Here is a 21119-nt window from a genome sequence, read left to right as displayed (position 1 = left end):
CAGAATGGGTCGAACTCAACGAGTCCGACCCCTTCCGACCTGCATGCTTGCGAAATTAGTCCATCGGCCGGGGGAGTGGCTCGCACGCGGGGGCCCTGCACGCCGCAGAGCCGCGGGATCTCTGTCCCCGGAATCAGCCTCCCAATCGGCGGCTCATCCCAACGAGTGCATGCAACCCCGATTGTGTACACATGGCACACTCGGTACCCTTGAGGGCATGACCCAGCCGCTGCCCATAGAGTCCATCCGCGACGTACGCGCTCACTTGGCCGAAGTCGTCGAACGGGCCGACCGCGACGACGTGCCCACTGTCATCACCCGTCGCGGAAAGCAGGTCGCCGCCGTGGTCTCGATCGAGGTGCTGCGCAAATACCAGGAGTGGGAAGAGCGCGAGATCAACCGCATCATCGACGAGCGCATGGCGAGCCCGGCCGTCGGCGTCCCGATCGAGGACGTGATGAGGGAGACGCTGGCACGCAGTGAGTGACTATCGCACGGTGTTCCGGCCCGAGGCCCAGGCCGAGCTGGGCAAGATCCCGCGTGACATGGCGCTTCGCATCCTGGTCAAACTGACAGAGCTGGAGAGCGACCCCTTCGGCTTCAACACCACGGCACTCGTATCCCAGCCTGAGCGCCGCCGCCTACGGGTCGGCGACTACCGTGTCGTCTACACGATCGACAACGGGGAGCTGGTGGTGTGGGTCGTACACGTCGGACACCGCTCCACGGTCTACGACACGTAGCTGCTCCCGGTTCTGCGGACTGTTGCGGACAGCAGAGCGGCCTGACCCGCGTCCTCGCAGGTCAGGCCGCCTCTGGGCGCGGGATCAGACGTTGAAGCGGAACCTGTAGTGCAGGGCTCCTACCTGGGGAAACGTGGGTTCTACAGTTGGCATCCCAGCGCCATCCCAGCACGGGCGTTCTATCCCAGCACCACGCAGGCCAGCCAGCCCTTGTACGCCTACACAGCTCGGTTGCCGGCGCTCGAGCTCGCCTCCTCTGACGGCAGGGACATCACGTCCGGGGGCGCGGGCCGAATGGAGCGCTGTAAGACTTCCAGGCAGCGCTCGCACGCGCCGGGCAGCAGATGCCCGTGGATATCGGCCGCCGTCTTGACCGAACAGTGCCCCAGCCAGCGCGACACCTCGTGGATCGGCACACCGTTTGCCAGAGCGGTGGAGGCGAAGAAGAGCTGCAGGCTACGAGGCGTGTATTTGGCCTTGCCATCCAGCTCGACCAGGCTGGCCAGGATGCGTGCTTCCTCGAACTGGTAGCCGTAGGACGCGATGGACGGTATCACCTCGGCGCCAGGCTGACCCGGGGCAGAGAAGGTGCCCCAGACTGACCTCGAGGCGGTCCGCGATGCAAACTACAAGCGCGGATGACCACCGCCGGTCAGCCCGGACAGGCCCCTGCGATGCAACTGAACTGGCATTTTCAAGGGACGAACCGGCCGGAGTGGTGACTGATTCCACTCTCCCGGGCCCAATTGTCAGAGACATGCAGTACATCTGGTCCATGACCTTCGGTTCGTATCAGATGAGCGAGGACGAGACGTGCAAGCGCTTCGTCCTTCCGGCGCTCGCCGCCTCCGGGTGGGCCGCCCGGCAGATCAGATCTCAGTACGGGATCAACAACGGGCAACTCGTGCCGACCAAGAGGCGTCACCGCAAGGGAAGGCCACTGGTAGCCGACTACGTCCTGGAGTACGTCGCGGACGTTCCGATCGCCGTGGTGGAGGCCAAGCGATACCGGCTCAGCGTGGAGAACGGGGTCGAGCAGGCGCGACGGTACGCGCGCAAGTTGGGGCTGAGATTCGCCTACGCCACCAACGGCCGTGAGATCGTGGAGATCGACTTCAGCGACCTGAAGCGGCCGGTGATCCGGGACATCCAGGACTTCCCCTCCCCGCAGGAGCTCTGGGGGCGGTTCCTTCAGGAACAGGGTGTGAGTGACACACCGCTCGGCGAGCAACTTCTCTCGACCCCGTACGACTACACGCTGCGCAACTCCGACAGCACATCCCAGCGACCGCGCTACTACCAGCGGGTTGCCGTAACAAGGGCCTTGGCCGCTTTGGCCCGCGACGAGCGGCGCATCCTGCTAGTTCTGGCGACGGGCACAGGCAAGACCATGCTCGCGCTCCAGCTGGTGGCGCGGCTGATGAACGCGCCCGAGGCCTTCGGCGGCCGGAAGCCACGCGTGCTGTACCTCGCGGACCGCAACATGCTCGTTGACGATCCCAAAGACCGCTACTTCCAAGAGGTGTTCGGGAAAGACGACGTCCACAAGATCACGGGAGGCGAGGCCAAGCGCGGTCGGAAGGTCTACTTCGCCCTCTACCAGACCCTGGAGCAGGGCGCACCGGGAGAGGAGCTGTACCGGCAGTACCCGGAGGACTACTTCGACATCGTCATCGTGGACGAGTGCCACCGGGGGAGCGCCGCCAGTGACGGCCGCTGGCGGAGGATCCTCCAGCACTTCTCGCCGGCTGTGCAGATCGGCCTCACAGCCACGCCGGTCGCCGATGACAGGCGGAAGACCGACACGTACGAGTACTTCGGCAACCCCGTCTTCACGTACTCGCTCAAGGACGGTATCGAGGACGGATTCCTCTCGCCGTACCGACTGCGCAGGGTCCGGCTGAACGTGGACGTGGAGGGCTACCGGCCTCAGCCGGGTGAGAAGGACATCTACGGCCGGGAGATCCCTGAGGATCTCTACGGCCCCAAGGACTACGAACGGGTCATGGTAATCCTCGAGCGGACCGAGTTGGCGGCGCGGTACCTCCTCGACCATCTGCGCGCCACGGCCGAGGAGGGGCGGCTCGGCAAGACCCTCGTCTTCTGCGAGAACAACGACCACGCGGCCCGTATGCGGACCGCGTTGTTCAACTCCGCCCCCGAGGAGGTCGCCGCGCTCCCGGACTTCGTGCGGCGCATCGTCGGAGACGACGGTTCGCACGGCGGCGAGGCGCTGGAGGAGTTCCGCAAGGCGGACAGCAACGAGCCGGTCATCGCGGTGACGTCGAAGCTGCTGTCGACGGGAGTGGACATGCCACCCGTGCGGAACGTGGTGCTGTTCCGGCGCATGGCCTCCATGCCGGAGTTCAAGCAGGTCATCGGCAGGGGCACTCGACTCTGCCCGGAGATCGGCAAGGAGTCATTCGACATCATCGACTTCGTCGAGGCGTCGCGGCTCTTCGACGATCCGGCCTTCGATGGACCGCCGCTCAAGGTGGTCCGGGACTGGACCGATGATCAGGGTGAGGTGGTGGACTCGGAGGATCTGACCCCTGCACCTGAGTCCGGGCCGGACGCGGACGTCGAGTCCGCCGCCGAGCCTCAGGCGGACTACACCCAGCAGGACGGCGGAGTCTTCGACGCTGACGGAGACTCCGTGGCCGGAGCGCAGGACGGCGACATCACCGACGACGAGGAGATCGACAGGATTCTTTCCCGCTCCAGGAACCGGTTCACGGTCAAGGGTGTCGACGTCTACAAGGTGGGTGAGCTGCGGTACATCCTCAAGGACGACGGAAAACGACTCCAACTGGTGACCGTGCAGCAGTGGGTGCACGACCGGGTTCTGGAACTCGATCTCGATCCCGCCCAGTTGCGCACTCAGTGGGCGCAGGCGAAGAGCCGTGCCGTTCTCATGGCAGCGCTGAAGTCGGCACAGATCGACGTCGAGCGTCTGCCCGAGGAGTTGGGCATGCGCGAGGTGGACCCCGTGGACCTGCTGGTGTCCGTAGCCTGGGAAGGGCTTGCCGTGGTGAGCCGGGACGAACGGCTGACGTGGTTCCGCCGGGAGCACGCGGAGTTCCTGGAATCCTTCGGGCCTCGAGCCAAGGAGGTGCTCGAAGCGATGCTCCTCAAGTTCGAGGAGTCGGGGTCGCCGCAGCTGAAGGTGGAGACGCTCAGGGTGCCGCCGTTCACCGAGATGGGACGGGTGGCGGAGCTGACCAGCCGGTTCGGAGAGCCGGGTAAGGCACATCAGGCCATCGACGATCTGGCGGCCCGGCTACTCACTGCGGTCTGACGTGCAGCGAGGCGTAGGAGTATAAGCTGGCTTTACTTTGATGTTGATATTGCACATCGAAGTAAAGCCAGCTTTGTGTTTTTAGTGCTGCTACGCTGGGGAGGTGCTCAGAGATCGTACGGACACCCGGGCTACACTCTGGCGGATCGCCGCCGGACAGCGGGGGTACTTCACCGCCGCTCAAGCCCGGGAGGCGGGGTACTCGTACCAGGCCCAGCGCTATCACGCGCAGCACGGCAACTGGCTCGCGGTCGATCGGGCCATCTACCGCTTCCGCGAGTTCGCTGACCTTCCAAGCGAAGGCGACGAGCAGTTCGTTCGCTGGTCGCTCTGGAGCAGGGGCCGCGCGGTGATCTCCCACGCCAGCGCACTGGCGGCCCATGATCTGGGGGTGGCCAACCCCTCCCGCATCCATCTCACCGTGCCGCGCACCTTCCGACAGACCACGGACGCGGTGATCCTGCACCATGCCGATCTCGCCGACGGAGACAGTGAGGGGCGTAACGGATACCAGGTAACGACGCCGCTGAGGGCGCTGGCGGAGAGTGCCGCCAACGGGGAGGACCAGGACGTGCTCGAATCCGCGGTGTCCGAGGCCCTTGAGCGCGGAATGATCACCCGTCGGAAGCTGCTGCACGCAGCCCAGCTCTGCGGACCACGGTCCGAGCTGGGAATCGAGCGTGCGCTTGGAGCTCTGTCGTGACCGGGCGGTACCGGGATGCGGCGGATCTGAGGAGGGCGCTGGAGGCGCGACTCAAGCAGGAGGCCGCCGAGACCGGTGCGGACCTGGCTCGACGTCGGCGGCTGGTCGTCTTCGACCGCCTCGCGGCGCGGCTGGCCGAGGACCGCGCCGGCGGCTGGGTACTGAAAGGCGGTGCCGTCATGGAGTTCCGCTTCACCGGGCGCGCGCGCACCACCAAGGACCTCGACCTGGCCGTACGGCCTGCACCGGCCGGCGGAGGTCCTGACGGGGATGCGGTCCGCGACCTGCTCATCGAGGCTCTGGACCGCGACCTCGACGCCGACGGATTCCGGTTCCGTGTCGCCGCGCCGGTGACCCTGAAGGCGGACGTCGCCGGGCGGGGTGGGTGGCGCTTCTCCGTCGAGGCGCACCTAGCGGGGAAGATCTTCGCCGGTGTCAGGGTGGACGCGGTCGACCGTGGCGAGGAGATCACACTGACCGAGCGCCTGCCTCTCCCCAACACACTGGAATTCGCCGGAGCGCCGGCGCGTACGATCGAGGCAGTCGACCGGCGTCAGCACTTCGCGGAGAAACTCCACGCGCTCACCCGCGACTACGGCGATCGGCCCAACACCCGGGTCAAGGACCTGGTGGACCTCGTGCTCCTGATCGAGAGCGGGCTCTCCGGAGACATGGACCTCTTGAAGGCCGTGCGACACGTGTTCGCGGTACGGGCCACGCACGAGGTTCCCCTCATCCTTCCTGACCCGCCGCCGCGGTGGCAGGACGACTATCCGGAGATCGCCGGGGAGTTGGCAACCGGCATTCCACCGACTCTCCCCGCCGCGATGGCCTTGGTCCGCGAGCTGTGGGCCCGGACGCTCACCGAGGACGCGGGGAAGGGCGACGGAGACACCGCATTTCCGGGACGGAACGAGCAGAAAGACCGACTGAACTGACATGGCAGCGACCAGAAGGAAAGCGGCGGAGAAGGCACCCGTCACCACTCAGGCCCGCCTCGCGTCCCTGATCAAGTCCGCGCGCGACACCATGCGCAAGGACGCCGGCATGAACGGCGACCTGGACCGGTTGCCGCAGCTGTCCTGGCTCCTGTTCCTTAAGGCGTTCCAGGAGCGCGTCGAGGAGGAGGGCGAGGCGCTGGACCCGGGCGGATACCGCCGGGCGATCGAGAAGCCCTACCGCTGGACGGACTGGGCGACGGACGAGGACCTCAGCGGCAACGAGCTGAAGACTTTCGTCAACGACGAGCTCATCCCCTACCTGGCAGGCCTGGACAGGGAGGCCGACAGGGGGGCGGAGGACCCACGCAACGTCATCTCGCTGATCTTCAAGGACGTCGTCAACCGCATGCAGTCGGGAACACTGCTGCGTGACCTCGTGAACATCGTCAACAAGATTCACTTCATCTCGCACGACGACATCCACACCATGGCGTTCGTCTACGAGTCGATCCTCCGAGAGATGCGCGACGCGGCCGGCGACTCCGGCGAGTTCTACACCCCGCGTCCCGTCAACCGCTTCATGGTGCGGCAGTCGTTCCTCGAACTCGGCGAGACGATCCTCGACCCGGCGTGCGGAACCGGCGGATTCCTGGTGCAGGCGCACGAGGAACTGGAGGGGAGGGTGAAGACCGAGACGCAGCAACGCGAGCTCCACGCAAACCTCAAGGGCATCGAGAAGAAGCCGCTGCCGTATCTGCTGGCCTCGATGAACCTGCTCCTCCACGGCGTGCACGCCCCCCGGCTCCGCCGGGAGAACGCACTGCTCACCATGCGGAACTCGCAGGCGGCGGACAAGGTCGACGTGGTCCTCACCAACCCGCCGTTCGGCGGGGAGGAGGAGTCGTCGGTCGTGACGGCCTTCCCTTCCGCCTTCCAGACGCAGGAGACGGCCTGGCTGTTCCTGTACTCGATCCTGGACCAGCTGAAGCTGGGCGGCCGGTGCGCCATCGTCCTGCCGAACGGTTCACTCTTCGCCTCCGGCGAGAACTCGATCGGCGCGAAGATCAAGAAGAAGCTGATGAAGGAGTGCAACCTGCACACCGTCGTCCGCCTCCCTCAGGGCGTCTTCGCGCCCTACACCCAGATCCCGTCCAACATCCTCTTCTTCGAGAAGAGCGGGCCCACGCAGGACGTCTGGTTCTACGAGATCCCGCTCCCTGAGGGCCGCCGCGGCTACACCAAGACGAAGCCGCAGCGGCTGGAGGAGTACGACGACTGCGTGGCCTGGTGGGGCGGCAAGACGCGCGAAGGCCGCGAAGCGGGGGAGCGCGCGTGGTCCGTCCCGGCCACGGAGATCATCGCGGACGGCTACAACCTCGATCGCTCCAACCCGCACATCGGGGATGAGCTGGCTCATCGCACTCCGGAGGAGCTGGTGGACGAGCTAGTGAAGACGGAAGAGGAGATCCTCCGGTTGCTGACGGAGTTGCGCGAAGGGCTGGGCGGAGAGCGATGAAAGCGCCTGACGTTCGTCCGCTGGGTGACGCCCTTCGCATGAATATCGATGCCCACGCCGTGACCTCAGAAAAGACCTATCGCATCGCTGGAGTTCGCGGATTCGGCAATGGAGTGTTCGCGCGTGAGCAGATTACAGGTGGGCAGACCAGCTATAAGACGCTTCACCGAATGACCGGCGGACAGTTCGTCATGAGCCGCCTCAAAGCGTTCGAGGGGGCAATCGCGCTAGTGCCGGACGAGTTCGACGGATACTTCGCTTCCCCGGAATTCCCTACCTTCTCACTGAGGGAGGGAGTTGGGGAAAGTCGTTACGTGAAGCACTTGTTCGGCTGGCCAGCCTTCTGGGATATGCTGAAAGGCGAATCTAAGGGAATCGGAGCCCGTCGAGAGCGGGTCAGTGCAGAACGTTTGCTCGCACTCCGAGTACCCCTGCCGCACGTGGATGAACAGCGACGCATCGCCGACAAGCTGGACGCGGCGATGGAGAAGTGCATGACCGTACAAACGTTGCGTTCACACGCTTCTTCCGTGCGAGTGAGTCTGCAAGAATCCATGATTCACGAAGCCCTAGAACACTCCACCGAAACTGTTCGCATGGGCGACATTGTGACCCTGAAGCGCGACGAAATCAACGTGCTCCCTGAGGCGATTTACCGGCCGATCGGCATGCGCGGTTTCGGTCGCGGGATGATTCGCTATGACTCGACCCCTGGAAGCCAGCTGGGAAAATTGCGCTTCTATAGGTTCCCCAATTCGGCACTGGTTCTGAGCAATATCAAGGCCTGGGAGGGAGCGATCGGCATGACAAGTGAAAATGAAGAGGAATTCGTTGCCTCAAACCGCTTCCTTTTCTACGTGCCGAAGGATGGACGCGTTAATATCAGCTATCTGCGCCACTATCTCCTGGCGCGAAAAGGGCTGAGTCAGATCTCGGCGTGTTCACCCGGCGCCGCGGACAGAAATCGCACTCTCGGCATGAAGAGATTCGAAAATATTCGGTTCGATCTACCGCCGCGTGACACGCAGGACCGAGTGGCGTCCACCCTCGACGGGCTGAACGAACGCCTGAGTGCAGCGCACTCTTTGCCTACGCTGCAGGCGCTGCCCCCTTCGCTGCTCGACGCCGCCTTTTCCGGGCGGCTGTAGACAGGTCAACCTGGGGGGATCCTCCGCCACCCCTCGTCCGTCACCACCACATGGTCGAGGAACCGCAGACCGACCGCCTCCGCCCCCGCCGTAAGGCGGGATGTCGCGAGGCGGTCGGCGTCGCTCGGCGTCAGACGGCCTGTGGGGTGGTTGTGGGCGACACCGAACGCCGTGCCGCCGAGGGCGAGAACGCGGGCAAGGGTGTCGCGGACCGGGACGAGAGTGCGGTCGGACGCGCCGTCGGTGAGGACGGAGGTGCGGAGGACCACGCCCGCCCCGTCGCAGGTCACCAGAACCGCACGTTCATGGCGCAAGCCACGGAGGAGAGGGCTCGCGACGGCTGCCAAGTCGGCGGAGCCGGAAATTCGCCGCAGGCCGGGAGCCTGCTGGACCGCCACCCGCCGTCCCAACTCGAATGCCGCCGCGACCCGCGCCGCCTTCGCCGGGCCCACACCCGGCAGACCGACAGCAAGCTCATGGGCAGGGACGCGCGAGAGCGCGTGCAGCCCACCGTGCCGGGCGATCAACCGTCCCGCCAGCTCCACGGCGTCCTGGCCGGCCAGGCCCGCCCCCAGCAGCAGTCCGAGAAGCTCCCGGTCGGACAGCGCCTCCGTACCCCGGTCGAGCAGTCGCTCTCTCGGCCGATCCCGCGCCGGGACCTCCCTCATGCGCATGACGATCAGGCCCGGCTTAGTCGACCGAGTCGCGGTCGAACGGCTCCGCGTCGTCCGGTACGGGGTCTGGCTCCACGGCCTCCTCGGCGTCGATCGACGTGATCTCCGGCCTCGAGTCGGCGCCGCCCTCGGCCGCCGATCCGATCAGGTCAATCAGACGCGCGTGCAGGGTCCGCGAGCGAGCCTTCAGGAAGCCCTCGTAGTCATCCCGCAGAGCAGCCTGGTAGGCGTCCTCCTCGATGAGACAGGTCCGCAGCCGAGCTCGCAGAGTGTCCTCGCCGTGCCAGTCGATCAAGTCCTTGAGATACACGGAGGGCGGAGAGTCGGAGATGGCGTTGTTGGTGATCGCACTCAACATGATCAGGTTTCCGCACACGTTCGCCCGAGCCGCGCTCACTCCGCGTCGTTTCAGAAAGGCGCGCGGGAAGAAATGATGGAACTGCTTGTCGTTCTGCCCGGCCAGCGCCTTGTCGGTGTCGATGGACTGACCGGTGTTGAGGTCCACCGGCTTCTCGTACGACATCAGCAGGACGTGCAGCTTGGTTGGCGCGTTGGCGCGTGAGAACTGCGTGCGCTGCCAAAGCACGTCGCGCGGCAGCCCCGCCCCGGTCTCGATCTCCGTCGCCTGGCCGGTGACGAAGGCGCTCACCGCGTCGAGGTCAGCCGTCATCTGTGACTCGCGCCAGCCCTTGAAGTACTCGCTGCTCGCCGTCAGCCAGAACCACCTGCCGATCGCCGCGTACTGATCGGCGGACGGTTTGGGGAGTTGCCGGAACAGCTCCACCAGGACCGCGAACTGGTTGTAGTACGGCAGAGCCTCGGCGCGAGGGGTCCGGATCTGAGTGAAGAGGAAGTCGACCGCTCGAGCGGCCGCCTTGCCGGCCTCGCTCACCGCGTCCTGCAACTCCGCGCGGTCGAGACGCCGCAGGTCCTGGATGGACTTCGTGGAGAACCCCAAGCCGGCGGCTGCGGAGATCGTGCGGAGCATGGTCTTGGTATCGACCCGGCCGTACCGCTTTCGGTCGAGAACCTGCAGCAGCTGTTCGATCTCCTCCTTGAGGTCGAAGTCGTTCGACCAGGTCCCGGCGCGCACAAGATCGACGATGTCCATCCTTGTGCCCGTGCTGTTGATCCGCTCGAAGATGCGGGCCGAGTCCTCCTCGGTGACCTCAAGCATGGTCACAACTGGTACCTGGTACCCGCGGAACTGATCGCTCAGTGCCTGAGCGCGCCGCACGTGCTCGTCCGTCGGTTTGTCCCTCAAAACCCACGCCATCATCGAGCCCGCCGAGTCCAGGTCGCGCACGGGAATGACATGCGCACCGGCCGGGGTTTCCTCCGTGAGGTACAGGAACTCCTCACGGGCCAGGTCGAATCCGATCCTCCATCGTGCCCCCTCGCCGTGCATCGCGCCCACGAGGCTCGCCAGCCGCTGCTGCCCATCGATGACGTACTGCACCGGAGCCCCGGACACCTGCGGGACAGTGGTCAGTCCAGCAATCTCGTGACCGCTGGCCAGCCTCCGGTCGGACGTACGCCACATCAGCAGACTGCCGATGGGATAGTTCCGGCGGACCGAGTCCAGCAGATACAGCACCTGTTCCGGCTCCCAGACGAACGCCCGCTGGTACTTCGGCAGAACGATCTCTCCGGACAGCACGCGGTGCGCGAGCGTCGCGATCGGCGCAATCGTCGGCTCGGGCGCTGTGACGCGCCCGGAGCCCTGAGATGACCCCATTCCGCCCCTCCACTGCTGTGCCTGCTCGCCAATGCAACATTCGAGACGATCCTAGAAGTCAGCACTGACAATCCGCCGACTACGTCAGTCGACCGTCGCACAGGGACACAGTCCCACTGCGCGCCAGCGTGCCGAAGAGACGTCCAGCACGGTACGGATATGAGAGGTGATGACAGGTGACCGAACGGACCGCATCAGCCCTCTTCCTCCTGGGCATCCAGCCACTCCTTGGCTACCTGCCACAGATTGCGCCTGCCATCAAGTACCCAGCGCGCAGGTCCTTGCACCGCGATGGGAGCCTCCTCCCAGCCTGCGAGCTCCCAGATACGGGTCACGAGCCCGCTGGCCGAGTAAGCCGCACCGTCGTAGGACCAGATGAGCGGTTTAGTCCGATCGTTCTGCCAGCGGACCTGCGCACGGCTCTCGTCCGCCTTGAGCCACTCCTTCGTCGCCCTTGTTTCCGGAGCGTTGTACGGGACGTACACCAGCGGCGTCCCGTCCGGGATGATCCCGGCGCTGACAAGAGTCGGAACGACGTTGGGGCGGCGGCGACGGCGCTTCTGCTGGGCGGGCGGCTGGTAGTTGTCCGGCAGCTGCGGCACCGGGGCCCCACCCCGCACGTCCTGCGGCACGACCCGGGACAGCTCCCGGCAGCGCGTCTCGTTGGTGAAGGTGCTCCCCAAGAACGAGGTAGTGCCGTAGGTCTCGTCCACTCGGTAGATCAGCCACGACAGCACGGATTCGGTCAGCTTCGGGACGGACTCCAGCACGGAATCCAGCGGGTAGCCCGGCTCATCGATGTCCGCCAAGTCGAGCAGTTGGAAGACCAGATGGGTGATCAGCAGGTCGCCGCGCTGAGCCGTGTCCTGGGCGCGTCCCTGAAGGCGCTTGCGTAGGGCGTCGAGCGCCTTGCCGACCTCTCGCTGGATCTGGACGCATCTCCAGACCCGGAAGGCGCTCGGAACCTCACCGAAGAGCCGCGGATACGCCCCTCCGTCTCCCCTCTCCCAGAGCAGATCGGTGTCCCGCTTGGCCCGTACGGCCAGTTCAGGCGTACGGCGGGCGCATGCGAGGGCTATGGCCGCGTGTACCACCGAGCAGCCAGAATCCGGTGCCGGATCGGCCTCGCCCCGTTTGTACACGTAGGTCTTGTCCAGAGTGAGATCGAAGTCCTCCCTGATCAGGGCCTGGGTTTCGTCCAGAGCGATAAAGTCCCGTCGAGAGACGTCGTTCTGGGTGTTCGTGGTCTCGGTGATCTTCGATGCGTAGTCGGCGCGCTCGTCACCCAGGGAGATCACGCGGACCATCACATCGGCATCCTCGACGGTATCCGGCGTCACCTGCATCGCCTTGTGGATGGAGGTGACGGTCTGGGCCCCGTTGACCACGCTGACATGGGTGAGCCGGAGTTCCACCGGATAGGCAGGGTGACGCCTGTCCGGATAGTACGGCTCGATCCTGTCGCACAGGATCGTGATGCCGTTGTTGAAGTACCAGAAGTTCTCCGGCTCGTCCGTCAGGGTCTTCTCGATGCCGGAGTTGATGCGGGTCAGCCCGAGCGACTGGCGGATGTTCTGTGAGAAGAGACGGGCACCGTGGTCCTCGTACCACCCGGCGATCTCCCCGGCCGCCACGCTGCCCTGGTAGGCAGGGAAGGGGATGTCACGGTGGATCCACTTCGGCATCTTCACCTTGACGTTCACGGGATCTGGAGTGCGGTCCTCACGCAGCTGCCGCAGCAGCTCCCCAGTCCCCATGAGCTGGTAGCTCAGCATCGGCCCGTGCCCGTGATGATCCTCGACAGCACGGTCGAGGATGTTCACGGTGTGCGAGCTGAGCGGATCGTTCCCGACGGCCGCGATGACAAGGTTGATCTTGAGGTTGGTATCCCCCATGGCCGAAGCGAGAAGAGGGGCGAACGGCTGGAGCTTGTCGTTGAAGGCGTCGAACTGCCGCTGCTCCAACAACCGCAGTCCGTCCACGAAGCCGCGAGCCGCATCTGTGTGGAATCCAGCCGTCCCCTTGTCGCTCCACTTGGCTTGAACCAGCCACACCTGGGTACCGTCCACTACGGCAACGGCGTCGATTCCGTTGTCGTCGCTACCGTCGATCACGGCCTCAGCGCACGCCTTATGCTCCCAACCTGTCACCCGCCGGATCGCCGTGGCCGCCACGGCTCGGGACAGAAAGGCCCTTTCCCGTTCGGCCTCGGAGTTTCGCTGCAGATCGCTCTCGTCGATGATCCCTCGGTAAGCCTGAGTCAGCGCCGCCCGCATCTGATACAGCTCCAGCGGCGTCGTCTTCACAGGCTTCTGCCCCGCCCCGCTCATCCCTCTCCCCGGTGACGCTCATTCAGCTCTGATGTCCACGCTGGTCAAGCCTAGCCCGGCCCCCCCGGCCCTCACCTGGGCAATGGCCGATGACATGCGCATAGGCCGGACCTGACACGGCTTCATCTGCCAGATTGATCAGCACGCGTACGAACGGCCGTGGATCGTGGACGGTGCTCTGGTTCCGGTCCTCGATCGGAAGGTCCGGGCGCCCTCGCGCAACTATCGGTTCTCGGTGAACGTGCAGGGCATCATCGACGCCGGCACGAGACTCGTGATCGCCGCGGCCCGGCCGTCGCCGGCGCCACCGCGGGCGCGAAGGCCTGGCGGTACTCCGGCCTTGCCACGGTCTGCGAGGACGTGACCGTGCTGAATGACAGGACCTAATCAACCGGCCTCGTCGTCCCATACCGCAACGCCCCGGTCGGGCCCTGCGGCCCGAAGAGTCGGGACGCACACCTGGCCAACGCGTGCAGCTCACCCACGCGCAGCGCAGCCGCAGCACGGGAAGGGCGATCGGGGGTGATGGCAGGTGACGAGGGGTCAGCCATCCCAGCACCATCCCAGCACGGGAAAATGCCAAGGGCCCACCTCCCAGGAGGTGGGCCCTTCTGAACTGCATGATTGCCCCGCGGGCAACGTGGTGCTATTTCGCACACTTAGACGTTGAAGCGGAACTCCACCACGTCGCCGTCCTGCATGACGTAGTCCTTGCCCTCCATGCGGGCCTTGCCCTTGGAGCGGGCCTCGGCGACCGAGCCGCAGGCGACCAGGTCCGCGAACGAGATGACCTCGGCCTTGATGAAGCCGCGCTGGAAGTCGGTGTGGATCACGCCGGCCGCCTCGGGGGCCGTCGCGCCCTGCTTGATCGTCCAGGCGCGGGTTTCCTTCGGGCCGGCCGTCAGGTAGGTCTGCAGGCCCAGGGTGGCGAAGCCGACGCGGCCGAGGGTGGCGAGGCCGGGCTCGTCCTGGCCGACCGACTGGAGGAGTTCGAGGGCCTCCTCGTCGTCCAGCTCGGAGAGGTCCTGCTCCAGCTTGGCGTTGAGGAAGATCGCCTCGGCCGGGGCGACGAGCGCGCTCTGCTCGGCCTTGAAGGCGTCGTCCGTCAGCTCGTCCTCGTCCACGTTGAAGACGTAGAGGAAGGGCTTCGTGGTGAGCAGGTGGAGCTCGTGGAGGAGGTCGCCCAGCTCCGTTCCCTTGGTGATGCCCTTGGAGAAGAGGGTGTCGCCCGCTTCGAGGATCTTCTTGGCCTCGACGACGGCCGCGAGGACCGCGACCTTCTCCTTCTGGAGGCGGGACTCCTTCGTCAGGCGCGGTTCGGCCTTCTCGATCGACTGGAGGTCGGCGAGGATCAGCTCGGTGTTGATCGTCTCGATGTCGTCCTTCGGCGAGACCTTGCCGTCGACGTGGACGACGTTCTCGTCCTTGAAGGCGCGGATGACCTGGCAGATGGCGTCCGACTCGCGGATGTTCGCGAGGAACTTGTTGCCGAGGCCCTCGCCCTCCGAGGCGCCGCGCACGATGCCCGCGATGTCGACGAAGTCGACGGTCGCCGGGAGGACCCGCTGCGATCCGAAGATGCCCGCGAGGACGGCCAGGCGCGGATCCGGGACGCCGACGACGCCGACGTTCGGCTCGATCGTGGCGAACGGGTAGTTGGCCGCCAGCACGTCGTTCTTGGTCAGGGCGTTGAACAGGGTCGACTTGCCGACATTCGGCAGGCCGACGATTCCGATCGTGAGCGACACGTTGGCGACTTCCCGTAGCTGGAGGGGGCGGCGGCCCGGGAGTGGGCCACCGGACAGTTTACTTTCCGATGAGTGGCACTCGTTGTACGCGTGTCCCCACACCGATACCGCGCTCGCCCCGCCTAGCTTGGTCACGTGGAGCAACACAGGACGCGATCGGCCCCTCACCCCCAGCGACCCCCGGCCCAGCGCGGGGCGCCGCGGCCCACCGCCGTGCCCGCCCAGGGCGGCGCCGGCGGCCCACGGCGGTCCCCGCTCGGGCGGCGGATGCCCCGACCGCGGTTGACCGGGCTCGGCGGCGGGCTGTTCGCGTGCGCCGCCATGGTGCTGGTGGCCGGGATCTGCTGGCTGCTCTTCGGCTCCTCGCTCTTCGTCTACGGGCTGCTCTTCCTGCCCGTCGCGGCCGCCACCGCCCTCTGGGTGCGGCCCGCCGACCTGATCACCGCGCCGATCGGCGTCCCCATCGCCTTCGCCGCCGGAGTGTGGCCCATCTCGGGCGGCTCCGGCGGCCTCGGCGGTCAGCTGATGGGGCTGGTGTCCGCGCTGTCGCTGCACGCGGGCTGGCTCTACGCCGGGACGCTCGTCGCCGCGCTGATCGCCGTCGTCCGCAAGGCCGTGCTCATCGGCAGGCGGCGGATGCCCCGCCGCCTCACCCAGTGAACCGTCGCCCTAGTGCTTCTCCGCCTTCACAGCCTTCGCCGCCATCGCCGCTCCCACGATGCCCGCGTTGTTCTGGAGCTTCGCCGGGACGATCTCGGCCCGCACGCCCTCGATCAGCGGCAGGAACTTCTCCGGCTTGCGGCTGACGCCACCGCCGATGATGAAGAGGTCCGGGGAGAACAGCATCTCCACGTGCTGGAGGTAGCGCTGCACGCGGTGCGCCCAGCGCTCCCACGTGAGGTCGTGGTCCTCCTTGGCCTTCACCGACGCCCGCGTCTCCGCGTCGTGGCCCCTCAGCTCCAGGTGACCGAGCTCCGAGTTCGGGACCAGCTGCCCGTCCGTGAACAGGGCGCTGCCGATCCCCGTCCCCAGGGTGAGCAGCAGGACGGTGCCCTCCCGCCCGCGTCCGGCCCCGTACGTCATCTCCGCGATCCCCGCCGCGTCCGCGTCGTTCAGGACCGTGACGGGCAGGCCGCCGAGCTCGCGCGAGAGCAGCGCCGCCGAGTCGACGCCGATCCAGGACTTGTCCATGTTGGCCGCCGTGCGGGTCACGCCGCCGGTGACCACGCCGGGGAAGGTGACCCCGACCGGTCCGTCCCAGTGGAAGTTGCGCACCACCTCGACGACGCAGCCGGCCACCCCCTCGGGGGTGGCCGGCTGCGGTGTCAGTACTTTGTGGCGCTCGTGCGCCAGGTCGCCACGTTCCAGGTCCACGGGAGCGCCCTTGATCCCTGACCCGCCGATGTCCACGCCGAAGATCTGCATGGACATACCGTACGAAACGAGTTACTTGTCGGCGACCAGTTCGGCAGCCTCGGCCCGCAGGTCGCGACGGAGTTCCTTCGGCAGCGAGAAGACGATCGACTCCTCGGCGGTCTTGACGATCTCCACGTCCGCGTAGCCGCGCACCGTCAGCCACTCCAGGACCTCTTCGACCAGGACCTCCGGCACCGAGGCGCCCGAGGTGAGACCGACCGTGGTGACGCCCTCCAGCCAGGCCTCGTCGATCTCGCTCGCGAAGTCGACGAGGTACGCGGCGCCCGCGCCCGCGTCGAGCGCGACCTCGACGAGCCGGATCGAGTTCGAGGAGTTCTTCGAACCCACCACGATGACCAGGTCGGAGTCGGCGCCCATCACCTTGACCGCCGCCTGACGGTTCGAGGTGGCGTAGCAGATGTCGTCGCTCGGCGGCGAGACCAGCAGCGGGAACTTCGTCTTCAGCGCGTCGACCGTCTCCATCGTCTCGTCGACCGAGAGGGTGGTCTGGGAGAGCCAGACCACCTTGGACTCGTCACGGACGGTGACCTTCTCCACGTCGTGCGGGCCGTCGACGATCGTGATGTGGTCCGGGGCCTCGCCGGAGGTGCCGATGACTTCCTCGTGGCCCTCGTGGCCGATGAGGAGGATGTCGAAGTCCTCGTTCGCGTACCGGACGGCTTCCTTGTGCACCTTGGTGACCAGCGGGCAGGTCGCGTCGATGGTCGCGAGCTTGCCGCGCGCCGCCTCCTCGTGCACCACCGGCGCCACACCGTGCGCGGAGAACATCACGATGGAGCCCTCGGGGACCTCCTCCGTCCGCTCGACGAAGATGGCGCCCTTCTTCTCCAGCGTCTGGACGACGTACTTGTTGTGCACGATCTCGTGGCGGACGTAGACCGGCGCACCGTACTGCTCAAGGGCTTTCTCGACGGCGATCACGGCTCGGTCCACGCCCGCGCAGTAGCCGCGGGGCGCGGCGAGCAGGACACGGCGGGAAGCAGGAGCGGGGGCGGGAGCAGTCATGTGCTCCATCGTACGGGGGTCTCCAGGAGGCCGGGCGTCCCCCGTACGGCACACACTTGCCCGAAAGCCCGTACCGCCCGGACCTGCCCGGACCTGCCGGTACCCGCCTATACCTCGGAGGACGGATGGCTTCCGTTACGGATTCCAGTGCGGCGGCGGCGCCCGCGGCCCTGCGGCGGAGCCTCGGCTTCCGGGATCTGGTCGTCTACGGCCTGCTGTTCATCGCCCCGATGGCGCCCGTCGGGGTCTTCGGCACGCTCGACGCCGCGTCGCACGGCGCCGTCGCCCTCGTCTACCTCTGCGCGACCGTCGCGATCGCCTTCACGGCCTTCAGCTACGCGCAGATGGTGCGGGTCGCCCCGCAGGCCGGGTCGGTCTTCACATACGCCCGAAAGGGTCTCGGCGAGGGCCCGGGGCTGATCGCCGGGTGGATGGCGCTGCTCGACTACCTGCTGATCCCGGCAGTCGCGTACCTCTTCTCGGGGATCGCGATGAACGCGCTGGTCCCGGAGGTCTCGCGCTGGGTGTGGACGGCCCTGGCCGTCGTGATCACCACCCTGCTGAACCTGTGGGGCGTACGGGCGGCCGCGCGCGTGGGTTTCGCCGTACTGGCCATGGAGATCGTGGTCCTGCTCGTCTTCGTGGTCGCCGCGGTGACCGTGCTGGTCCAGGGCGGGGCGCGGCGCGGCTGGCTGTCCCCGCTGACCGGCGACGGCTCGCTCGGCTTCAGTACGGCGGCCGTGCTGGGCGCGGTGTCGGTGGCGGTCCTGTCCTACCTCGGCTTCGACGCCATCGCCTCCTTCGCCGAGGAGGTGACGGGGGGATCGCAGCGCGTGGCGCGGGCGGTGCTGTGCTGCCTGGCGCTGGCCGGCGTGCTGTTCATCGCCCAGAGCTATCTGGCGGCGCTGCTCATGCCGGTGTCCGCGGCGGAGCTGGCCGCGGACCCGGCGCAGCAGGGACCGGCCTTCTACAACGCGGTGCAGTCCGCGGTCGGCTCCTGGCTGCACGATCTGGTGGCGGTCAGCAAGGCGATCGGGGCGGCCTTCGCAGCGCTGGCGGGGCAGGCGGCGGCCGGGCGGCTGGTGTTCGCGATGGCCCGGGAGCGGCGGCTGCCCCGGGTGCTCGCCCGGACCTCGCACGGCACCCCGCGGCCGGCCCTGCTGGTGGCGGCCGCCATCACGCTGGTCGCGGCCGTGTGGGCGGCCCGGCGCGACGACGGGCTCGACCACCTGGTGTCGGTCGTGGACGTCGGGGCGCTGGTGGCCTTCACCCTGCTGCACGCCTCGGTGGTGGGCTGGTTCGTGGTCAAGCGGCGGGAGGGTCCGCCGAACTGGTGGAAGCACCTGGTGATGCCGGTGCTGGGCGCGGCGGTCACCGTCGCGGTGATCGTCGAGGCCTCCTGGACGGCCCGAGTGGTGGGGGCGGTGTGGCTGGCGGTGGGCCTGGCCGTGCTGCTCGTGCAGCGCGGACGCCAGGACCTGCCCGGCGACACCGGGGGCGGGGCCTGACGCAGTGTCGGTGACGCCGGATAGCCTGCCTGCATGGGTCTGAATACGTCGGCCGAGGCGCCGCTGCCGGTAGGCCAGGTGTCCCGGCTCATCGGGGGCTGGATCGAGCGCCTCGGCCAGGTGTGGGTGGAGGGGCAGATCACGCAGCTCTCGCGGCGGCCGGGAGCGGGGGTGGTCTTCCTGACGCTGCGCGATCCCTCGCACGACATCTCGGTCAGCGTGACCTGCTTCCGCCAGGTCTACGACGAGGTCGCGGACGTGGTCTCCGAGGGCGCCCGGGTGGTCCTGCTGGCCAAGCCCGAGTGGTACGCCCCGCGCGGGCAGCTGTCCCTGCGGGCCACGGAGATACGGCCGGTCGGCATCGGGGAGCTGCTCGCCCGGCTGGAGCGGCTGAAGCGGTCCCTGGCCTCCGAGGGGCTCTTCGCGCTGGACCGCAAGAAACCGCTGCCCTTCCTGCCGCAGCTGATCGGGCTGGTGGTCGGGCGGGCCTCGGCGGCCGAGCGCGACGTCCTGGAGAACGCCCGGCGCCGCTGGCCGGCGGTCCGCTTCGAGGTGCGCAACGTCGCCGTCCAGGGGGTGCACGCGGTGCCCCAGGTGGTCCGGGCGGTCCAGGAGCTCGACGCCATCGACGAGGTCGACGTGATCATCGTGGCGCGCGGCGGCGGCAGCGTGGAGGACCTGCTGCCCTTCTCCGACGAGGAGGTCGTCCGGACGGTCGCGGCGGCCCGTACGCCGGTGGTCTCGGCGATCGGCCACGAGCCGGACTCCCCGCTGCTGGACCTGGTCGCGGACGTCCGGGCCTCCACGCCCACCGACGCGGCGAAGAAGGTGGTCCCCGACGTCGGCGAGGAGCTGGAGCGCGTACGCCAGCTGCAGGCGCGGGGTCTGCGTGCGGTCACGGGGCTGCTCGACCGGGAGGAACGGGGCCTCGCGCACGCCCTGGCCCGGCCGGTCTTCGTCCACCCCCAGCGGATGGTGGAGATCCGCGAGGACGAGCTGGACGCGCTGCTGGCCCGGTCCCGGCGCACGCTGGGGCACCTGCTGGACCGGGCCGACTCGGAACTGGCGCACACGCTCGCCCGGGTGGTGGCGCTGTCGCCGGCCGCGACCCTGGAGCGCGGGTACGCCGTACTGCAGCGGGCCGACGGCCACGTGGTGCGCTCGCCGCAGGAGGTGGCGCCGCACGAGGTGCTGCGCGCGCGGGTGGCGGAGGGCACCTTCTCCGTGGAGGTCTCCCCGACGGACGCGACGGGCACCTCGGGCACCTCGGGCACCTCGGGCACCTCGGACGCAACGGTCGCTTCGACCTAGCGACACACGTCTGCAATCACGTGGTCGCACGACACACAGAGGATGGATACGGGAATGACAGAGGCCGGAACGGCGCTGGGGTACGAGCAGGCCCGCGACGAGCTCATCGAGGTCGTCCGCAAGCTGGAGGCCGGCGGGACCTCGCTGGAGGACTCCCTCGCGCTCTGGGAGCGCGGCGAGGAGCTGGCGAAGGTCTGCCGGCACTGGCTGGAGGGGGCCCGGGCCCGGCTGGACTCGGCGCTGGCGGCGCGCGAGCCGGCCGAGGAGGAGTGACCGGGGGCAGGTGACCGGGGGCGGGCGTCCGGGCGGGAGCGCCCCGAGTGATCCCGATCACCGGCAGGCAGATTTAGTTGAAAATTCATCTACTTCCGCCGTAGAGTCGGGGACATCGCTTCACCTCCGCATGGAAGAAGGCTTTCCCGATGTCTCTCGTTCTTGACTCCGCCGCTCAGGACCTGCTGTTCCGCGAGGCCCGCACGGCCAACGCGTTCTCCGACGAGCCGGTCACCGAGGAGCAGGTCCAGGCGATATACGACCTGGTGAAGTTCGGCCCCACCGCCTTCAACCAGACCCCCCTGCGCATCACCCTGGTCCGCTCCCCCGAGGCCCGCGAGCGCCTCGTGCAGCACATGGCCAAGGGCAACGACGCCAAGACCGCCACCGCCCCGCTGGTGGCGATCCTCTCGGCGGACAACGAGTTCCACGAGGAGCTCCCGCAGCTGCTCCCGCACTTCCCGCAGGCCAAGGACGCATTCTTCTCCGAGCGCCCGGTCCGCGAGCGCTCCGCCCTGCTGAACTCCGCGCTGCAGGCCGCGTACTTCATCATCGGCATCCGCGCCGCCGGTCTGGCCGCGGGCCCGATGACCGGTGCCGACTTCGCCGGCATCCAGAAGGAATTCCTGGACGACGACCACACCCCGATCATGGTCATCAACATCGGCAAGCCGGCCACCGAGGGCGCGTGGTTCGACCGCTCCCCGCGCCTGGCCTTCGACGAGGTCATCACGACCGTCTGAGCG

The 21119-nt window shown here is 67.4% G+C and carries 19 protein-coding genes and 1 pseudogene; 13 read left to right on the top strand and 7 right to left on the bottom strand.

Features of this window, described 5'->3' with window-relative positions; genetic code table 11:
* Window positions 1-217 precede the first annotated feature (217 nt).
* Window positions 218-487, top strand: a complete 270-nt coding sequence (locus IE257_RS24890) for a type II toxin-antitoxin system Phd/YefM family antitoxin (protein WP_030774626.1) — start codon at window positions 218-220, stop codon at window positions 485-487.
* Window positions 480-743 (top strand): type II toxin-antitoxin system RelE family toxin, encoded by a 264-nt coding sequence (locus IE257_RS24885; RefSeq protein ID WP_189972165.1) that lies wholly within the window; start codon window positions 480-482, stop codon window positions 741-743. The genes IE257_RS24890 and IE257_RS24885 overlap by 8 nt, the downstream gene beginning before the upstream one ends.
* Window positions 744-961: 218 nt before the next feature.
* Here IE257_RS24885 and IE257_RS24880 read toward each other — a convergent pair whose 3' ends face one another.
* Complete coding sequence (locus IE257_RS24880) at window positions 962-1300, bottom strand: site-specific integrase (protein ID WP_189972164.1); 339 nt, start codon at window positions 1298-1300, stop codon at window positions 962-964.
* Window positions 1301-1500: 200 nt separating this feature from the next.
* On the opposite strand from IE257_RS24880, the gene hsdR reads away from it, so the two are divergent.
* From hsdR to IE257_RS24855, 5 genes are all read left to right on the top strand, one after another.
* Window positions 1501-4041 carry an EcoAI/FtnUII family type I restriction enzme subunit R gene (hsdR, locus tag IE257_RS24875; protein WP_209468435.1) on the top strand — a complete coding sequence of 847 codons (2541 nt, stop codon included), beginning with the start codon at window positions 1501-1503 and terminating at the stop codon, window positions 4039-4041.
* Between the two features lie 103 nt (window positions 4042-4144).
* Window positions 4145-4744 carry a type IV toxin-antitoxin system AbiEi family antitoxin domain-containing protein gene (locus IE257_RS24870; RefSeq protein WP_189972162.1) on the top strand — a complete coding sequence of 200 codons (600 nt, stop codon included), beginning with the start codon at window positions 4145-4147 and terminating at the stop codon, window positions 4742-4744.
* A complete protein-coding gene (locus IE257_RS24865; protein WP_189972161.1) occupies window positions 4741-5682 on the top strand; it encodes a nucleotidyl transferase AbiEii/AbiGii toxin family protein in 942 nt (313 codons plus the stop codon). Before IE257_RS24870 ends, IE257_RS24865 begins: the two co-directional genes overlap by 4 nt.
* A 1-nt stretch (window position 5683) precedes the next feature.
* A complete protein-coding gene (locus IE257_RS24860) occupies window positions 5684-7201 on the top strand; it encodes a class I SAM-dependent DNA methyltransferase (RefSeq protein ID WP_189972160.1) in 1518 nt (505 codons plus the stop codon).
* A gap of 38 nt (window positions 7202-7239) precedes the next feature.
* On the top strand, window positions 7240-8349 hold the full coding sequence (locus IE257_RS24855) for a restriction endonuclease subunit S (protein WP_189972159.1): 1110 nt from the start codon (window positions 7240-7242) through the stop codon (window positions 8347-8349).
* Between the two features lie 5 nt (window positions 8350-8354).
* Here IE257_RS24855 and IE257_RS24850 read toward each other — a convergent pair whose 3' ends face one another.
* The 3 genes from IE257_RS24850 to IE257_RS24840 form a co-directional block, all read right to left on the bottom strand.
* Window positions 8355-9017, bottom strand: coding sequence for a JAB domain-containing protein (locus tag IE257_RS24850; protein WP_209468436.1), 663 nt, complete (start codon window positions 9015-9017; stop codon window positions 8355-8357).
* Between the two features lie 22 nt (window positions 9018-9039).
* The gene (locus IE257_RS24845) at window positions 9040-10761 is read right to left on the bottom strand and encodes a GmrSD restriction endonuclease domain-containing protein (RefSeq protein WP_189972157.1); all 1722 of its coding nucleotides are present in this window, start codon (window positions 10759-10761) and stop codon (window positions 9040-9042) included.
* Window positions 10762-10955: 194 nt separating this feature from the next.
* Window positions 10956-13067 carry an AIPR family protein gene (locus IE257_RS24840; protein WP_229920643.1) on the bottom strand — a complete coding sequence of 704 codons (2112 nt, stop codon included), beginning with the start codon at window positions 13065-13067 and terminating at the stop codon, window positions 10956-10958.
* A gap of 175 nt (window positions 13068-13242) precedes the next feature.
* On the opposite strand from IE257_RS24840, the pseudogene IE257_RS39510 reads away from it, so the two are divergent.
* Window positions 13243-13469 (top strand): annotated as a pseudogene (locus tag IE257_RS39510) (IS5/IS1182 family transposase); the annotation flags it as partial.
* A 281-nt stretch (window positions 13470-13750) separates the two neighbouring features.
* On the opposite strand, the gene ychF reads toward IE257_RS39510, so the two are convergent.
* Complete coding sequence (ychF, locus tag IE257_RS24835) at window positions 13751-14839, bottom strand: redox-regulated ATPase YchF (protein ID WP_189972155.1); 1089 nt, start codon at window positions 14837-14839, stop codon at window positions 13751-13753.
* Window positions 14840-15121: 282 nt separating this feature from the next.
* Here ychF and IE257_RS24830 point away from each other — a divergent pair, with 282 nt between their 5' ends.
* On the top strand, window positions 15122-15499 hold the full coding sequence (locus IE257_RS24830) for a DUF6542 domain-containing protein (protein WP_373301859.1): 378 nt from the start codon (window positions 15122-15124) through the stop codon (window positions 15497-15499).
* A 9-nt stretch (window positions 15500-15508) separates the two neighbouring features.
* Here the strand turns inward: IE257_RS24830 and ppgK are convergent, their stop codons facing one another.
* Both ppgK and IE257_RS24820 read right to left on the bottom strand, forming a co-directional pair.
* A complete protein-coding gene (gene ppgK, locus IE257_RS24825) occupies window positions 15509-16264 on the bottom strand; it encodes a polyphosphate--glucose phosphotransferase (protein ID WP_189972153.1) in 756 nt (251 codons plus the stop codon).
* Window positions 16265-16285: 21 nt separating this feature from the next.
* Complete coding sequence (locus IE257_RS24820) at window positions 16286-17290, bottom strand: 4-hydroxy-3-methylbut-2-enyl diphosphate reductase (RefSeq protein ID WP_372453133.1); 1005 nt, start codon at window positions 17288-17290, stop codon at window positions 16286-16288.
* A gap of 116 nt (window positions 17291-17406) precedes the next feature.
* Between IE257_RS24820 and IE257_RS24815 the strand changes: the two genes are divergently transcribed.
* The 4 genes from IE257_RS24815 (at window position 17407) to IE257_RS24800 (ending at window position 21116) form a co-directional block, all read left to right on the top strand.
* Complete coding sequence (locus IE257_RS24815) at window positions 17407-18789, top strand: APC family permease (protein ID WP_189972151.1); 1383 nt, start codon at window positions 17407-17409, stop codon at window positions 18787-18789.
* Between the two features lie 33 nt (window positions 18790-18822).
* Window positions 18823-20100, top strand: coding sequence for an exodeoxyribonuclease VII large subunit (gene xseA / locus IE257_RS24810; protein WP_229920641.1), 1278 nt, complete (start codon window positions 18823-18825; stop codon window positions 20098-20100).
* A 54-nt stretch (window positions 20101-20154) separates the two neighbouring features.
* On the top strand, window positions 20155-20373 hold the full coding sequence (locus tag IE257_RS24805; protein WP_030385819.1) for an exodeoxyribonuclease VII small subunit: 219 nt from the start codon (window positions 20155-20157) through the stop codon (window positions 20371-20373).
* A gap of 149 nt (window positions 20374-20522) precedes the next feature.
* Window positions 20523-21116, top strand: a complete 594-nt coding sequence (locus IE257_RS24800) for a malonic semialdehyde reductase (protein ID WP_189972150.1) — start codon at window positions 20523-20525, stop codon at window positions 21114-21116.
* The last annotated feature ends 3 nt before the right edge of the window (window positions 21117-21119 follow it).

It is taken from the genome of Streptomyces avidinii (genome assembly GCF_014650695.1).
In the GTDB taxonomy this organism is placed as follows: Bacteria; Actinomycetota; Actinomycetes; order Streptomycetales; family Streptomycetaceae; genus Streptomyces; species Streptomyces avidinii.
Note: the sequence above shows the minus strand (reverse complement) of the source record. Positions and strands in the feature narration are given on the sequence as shown.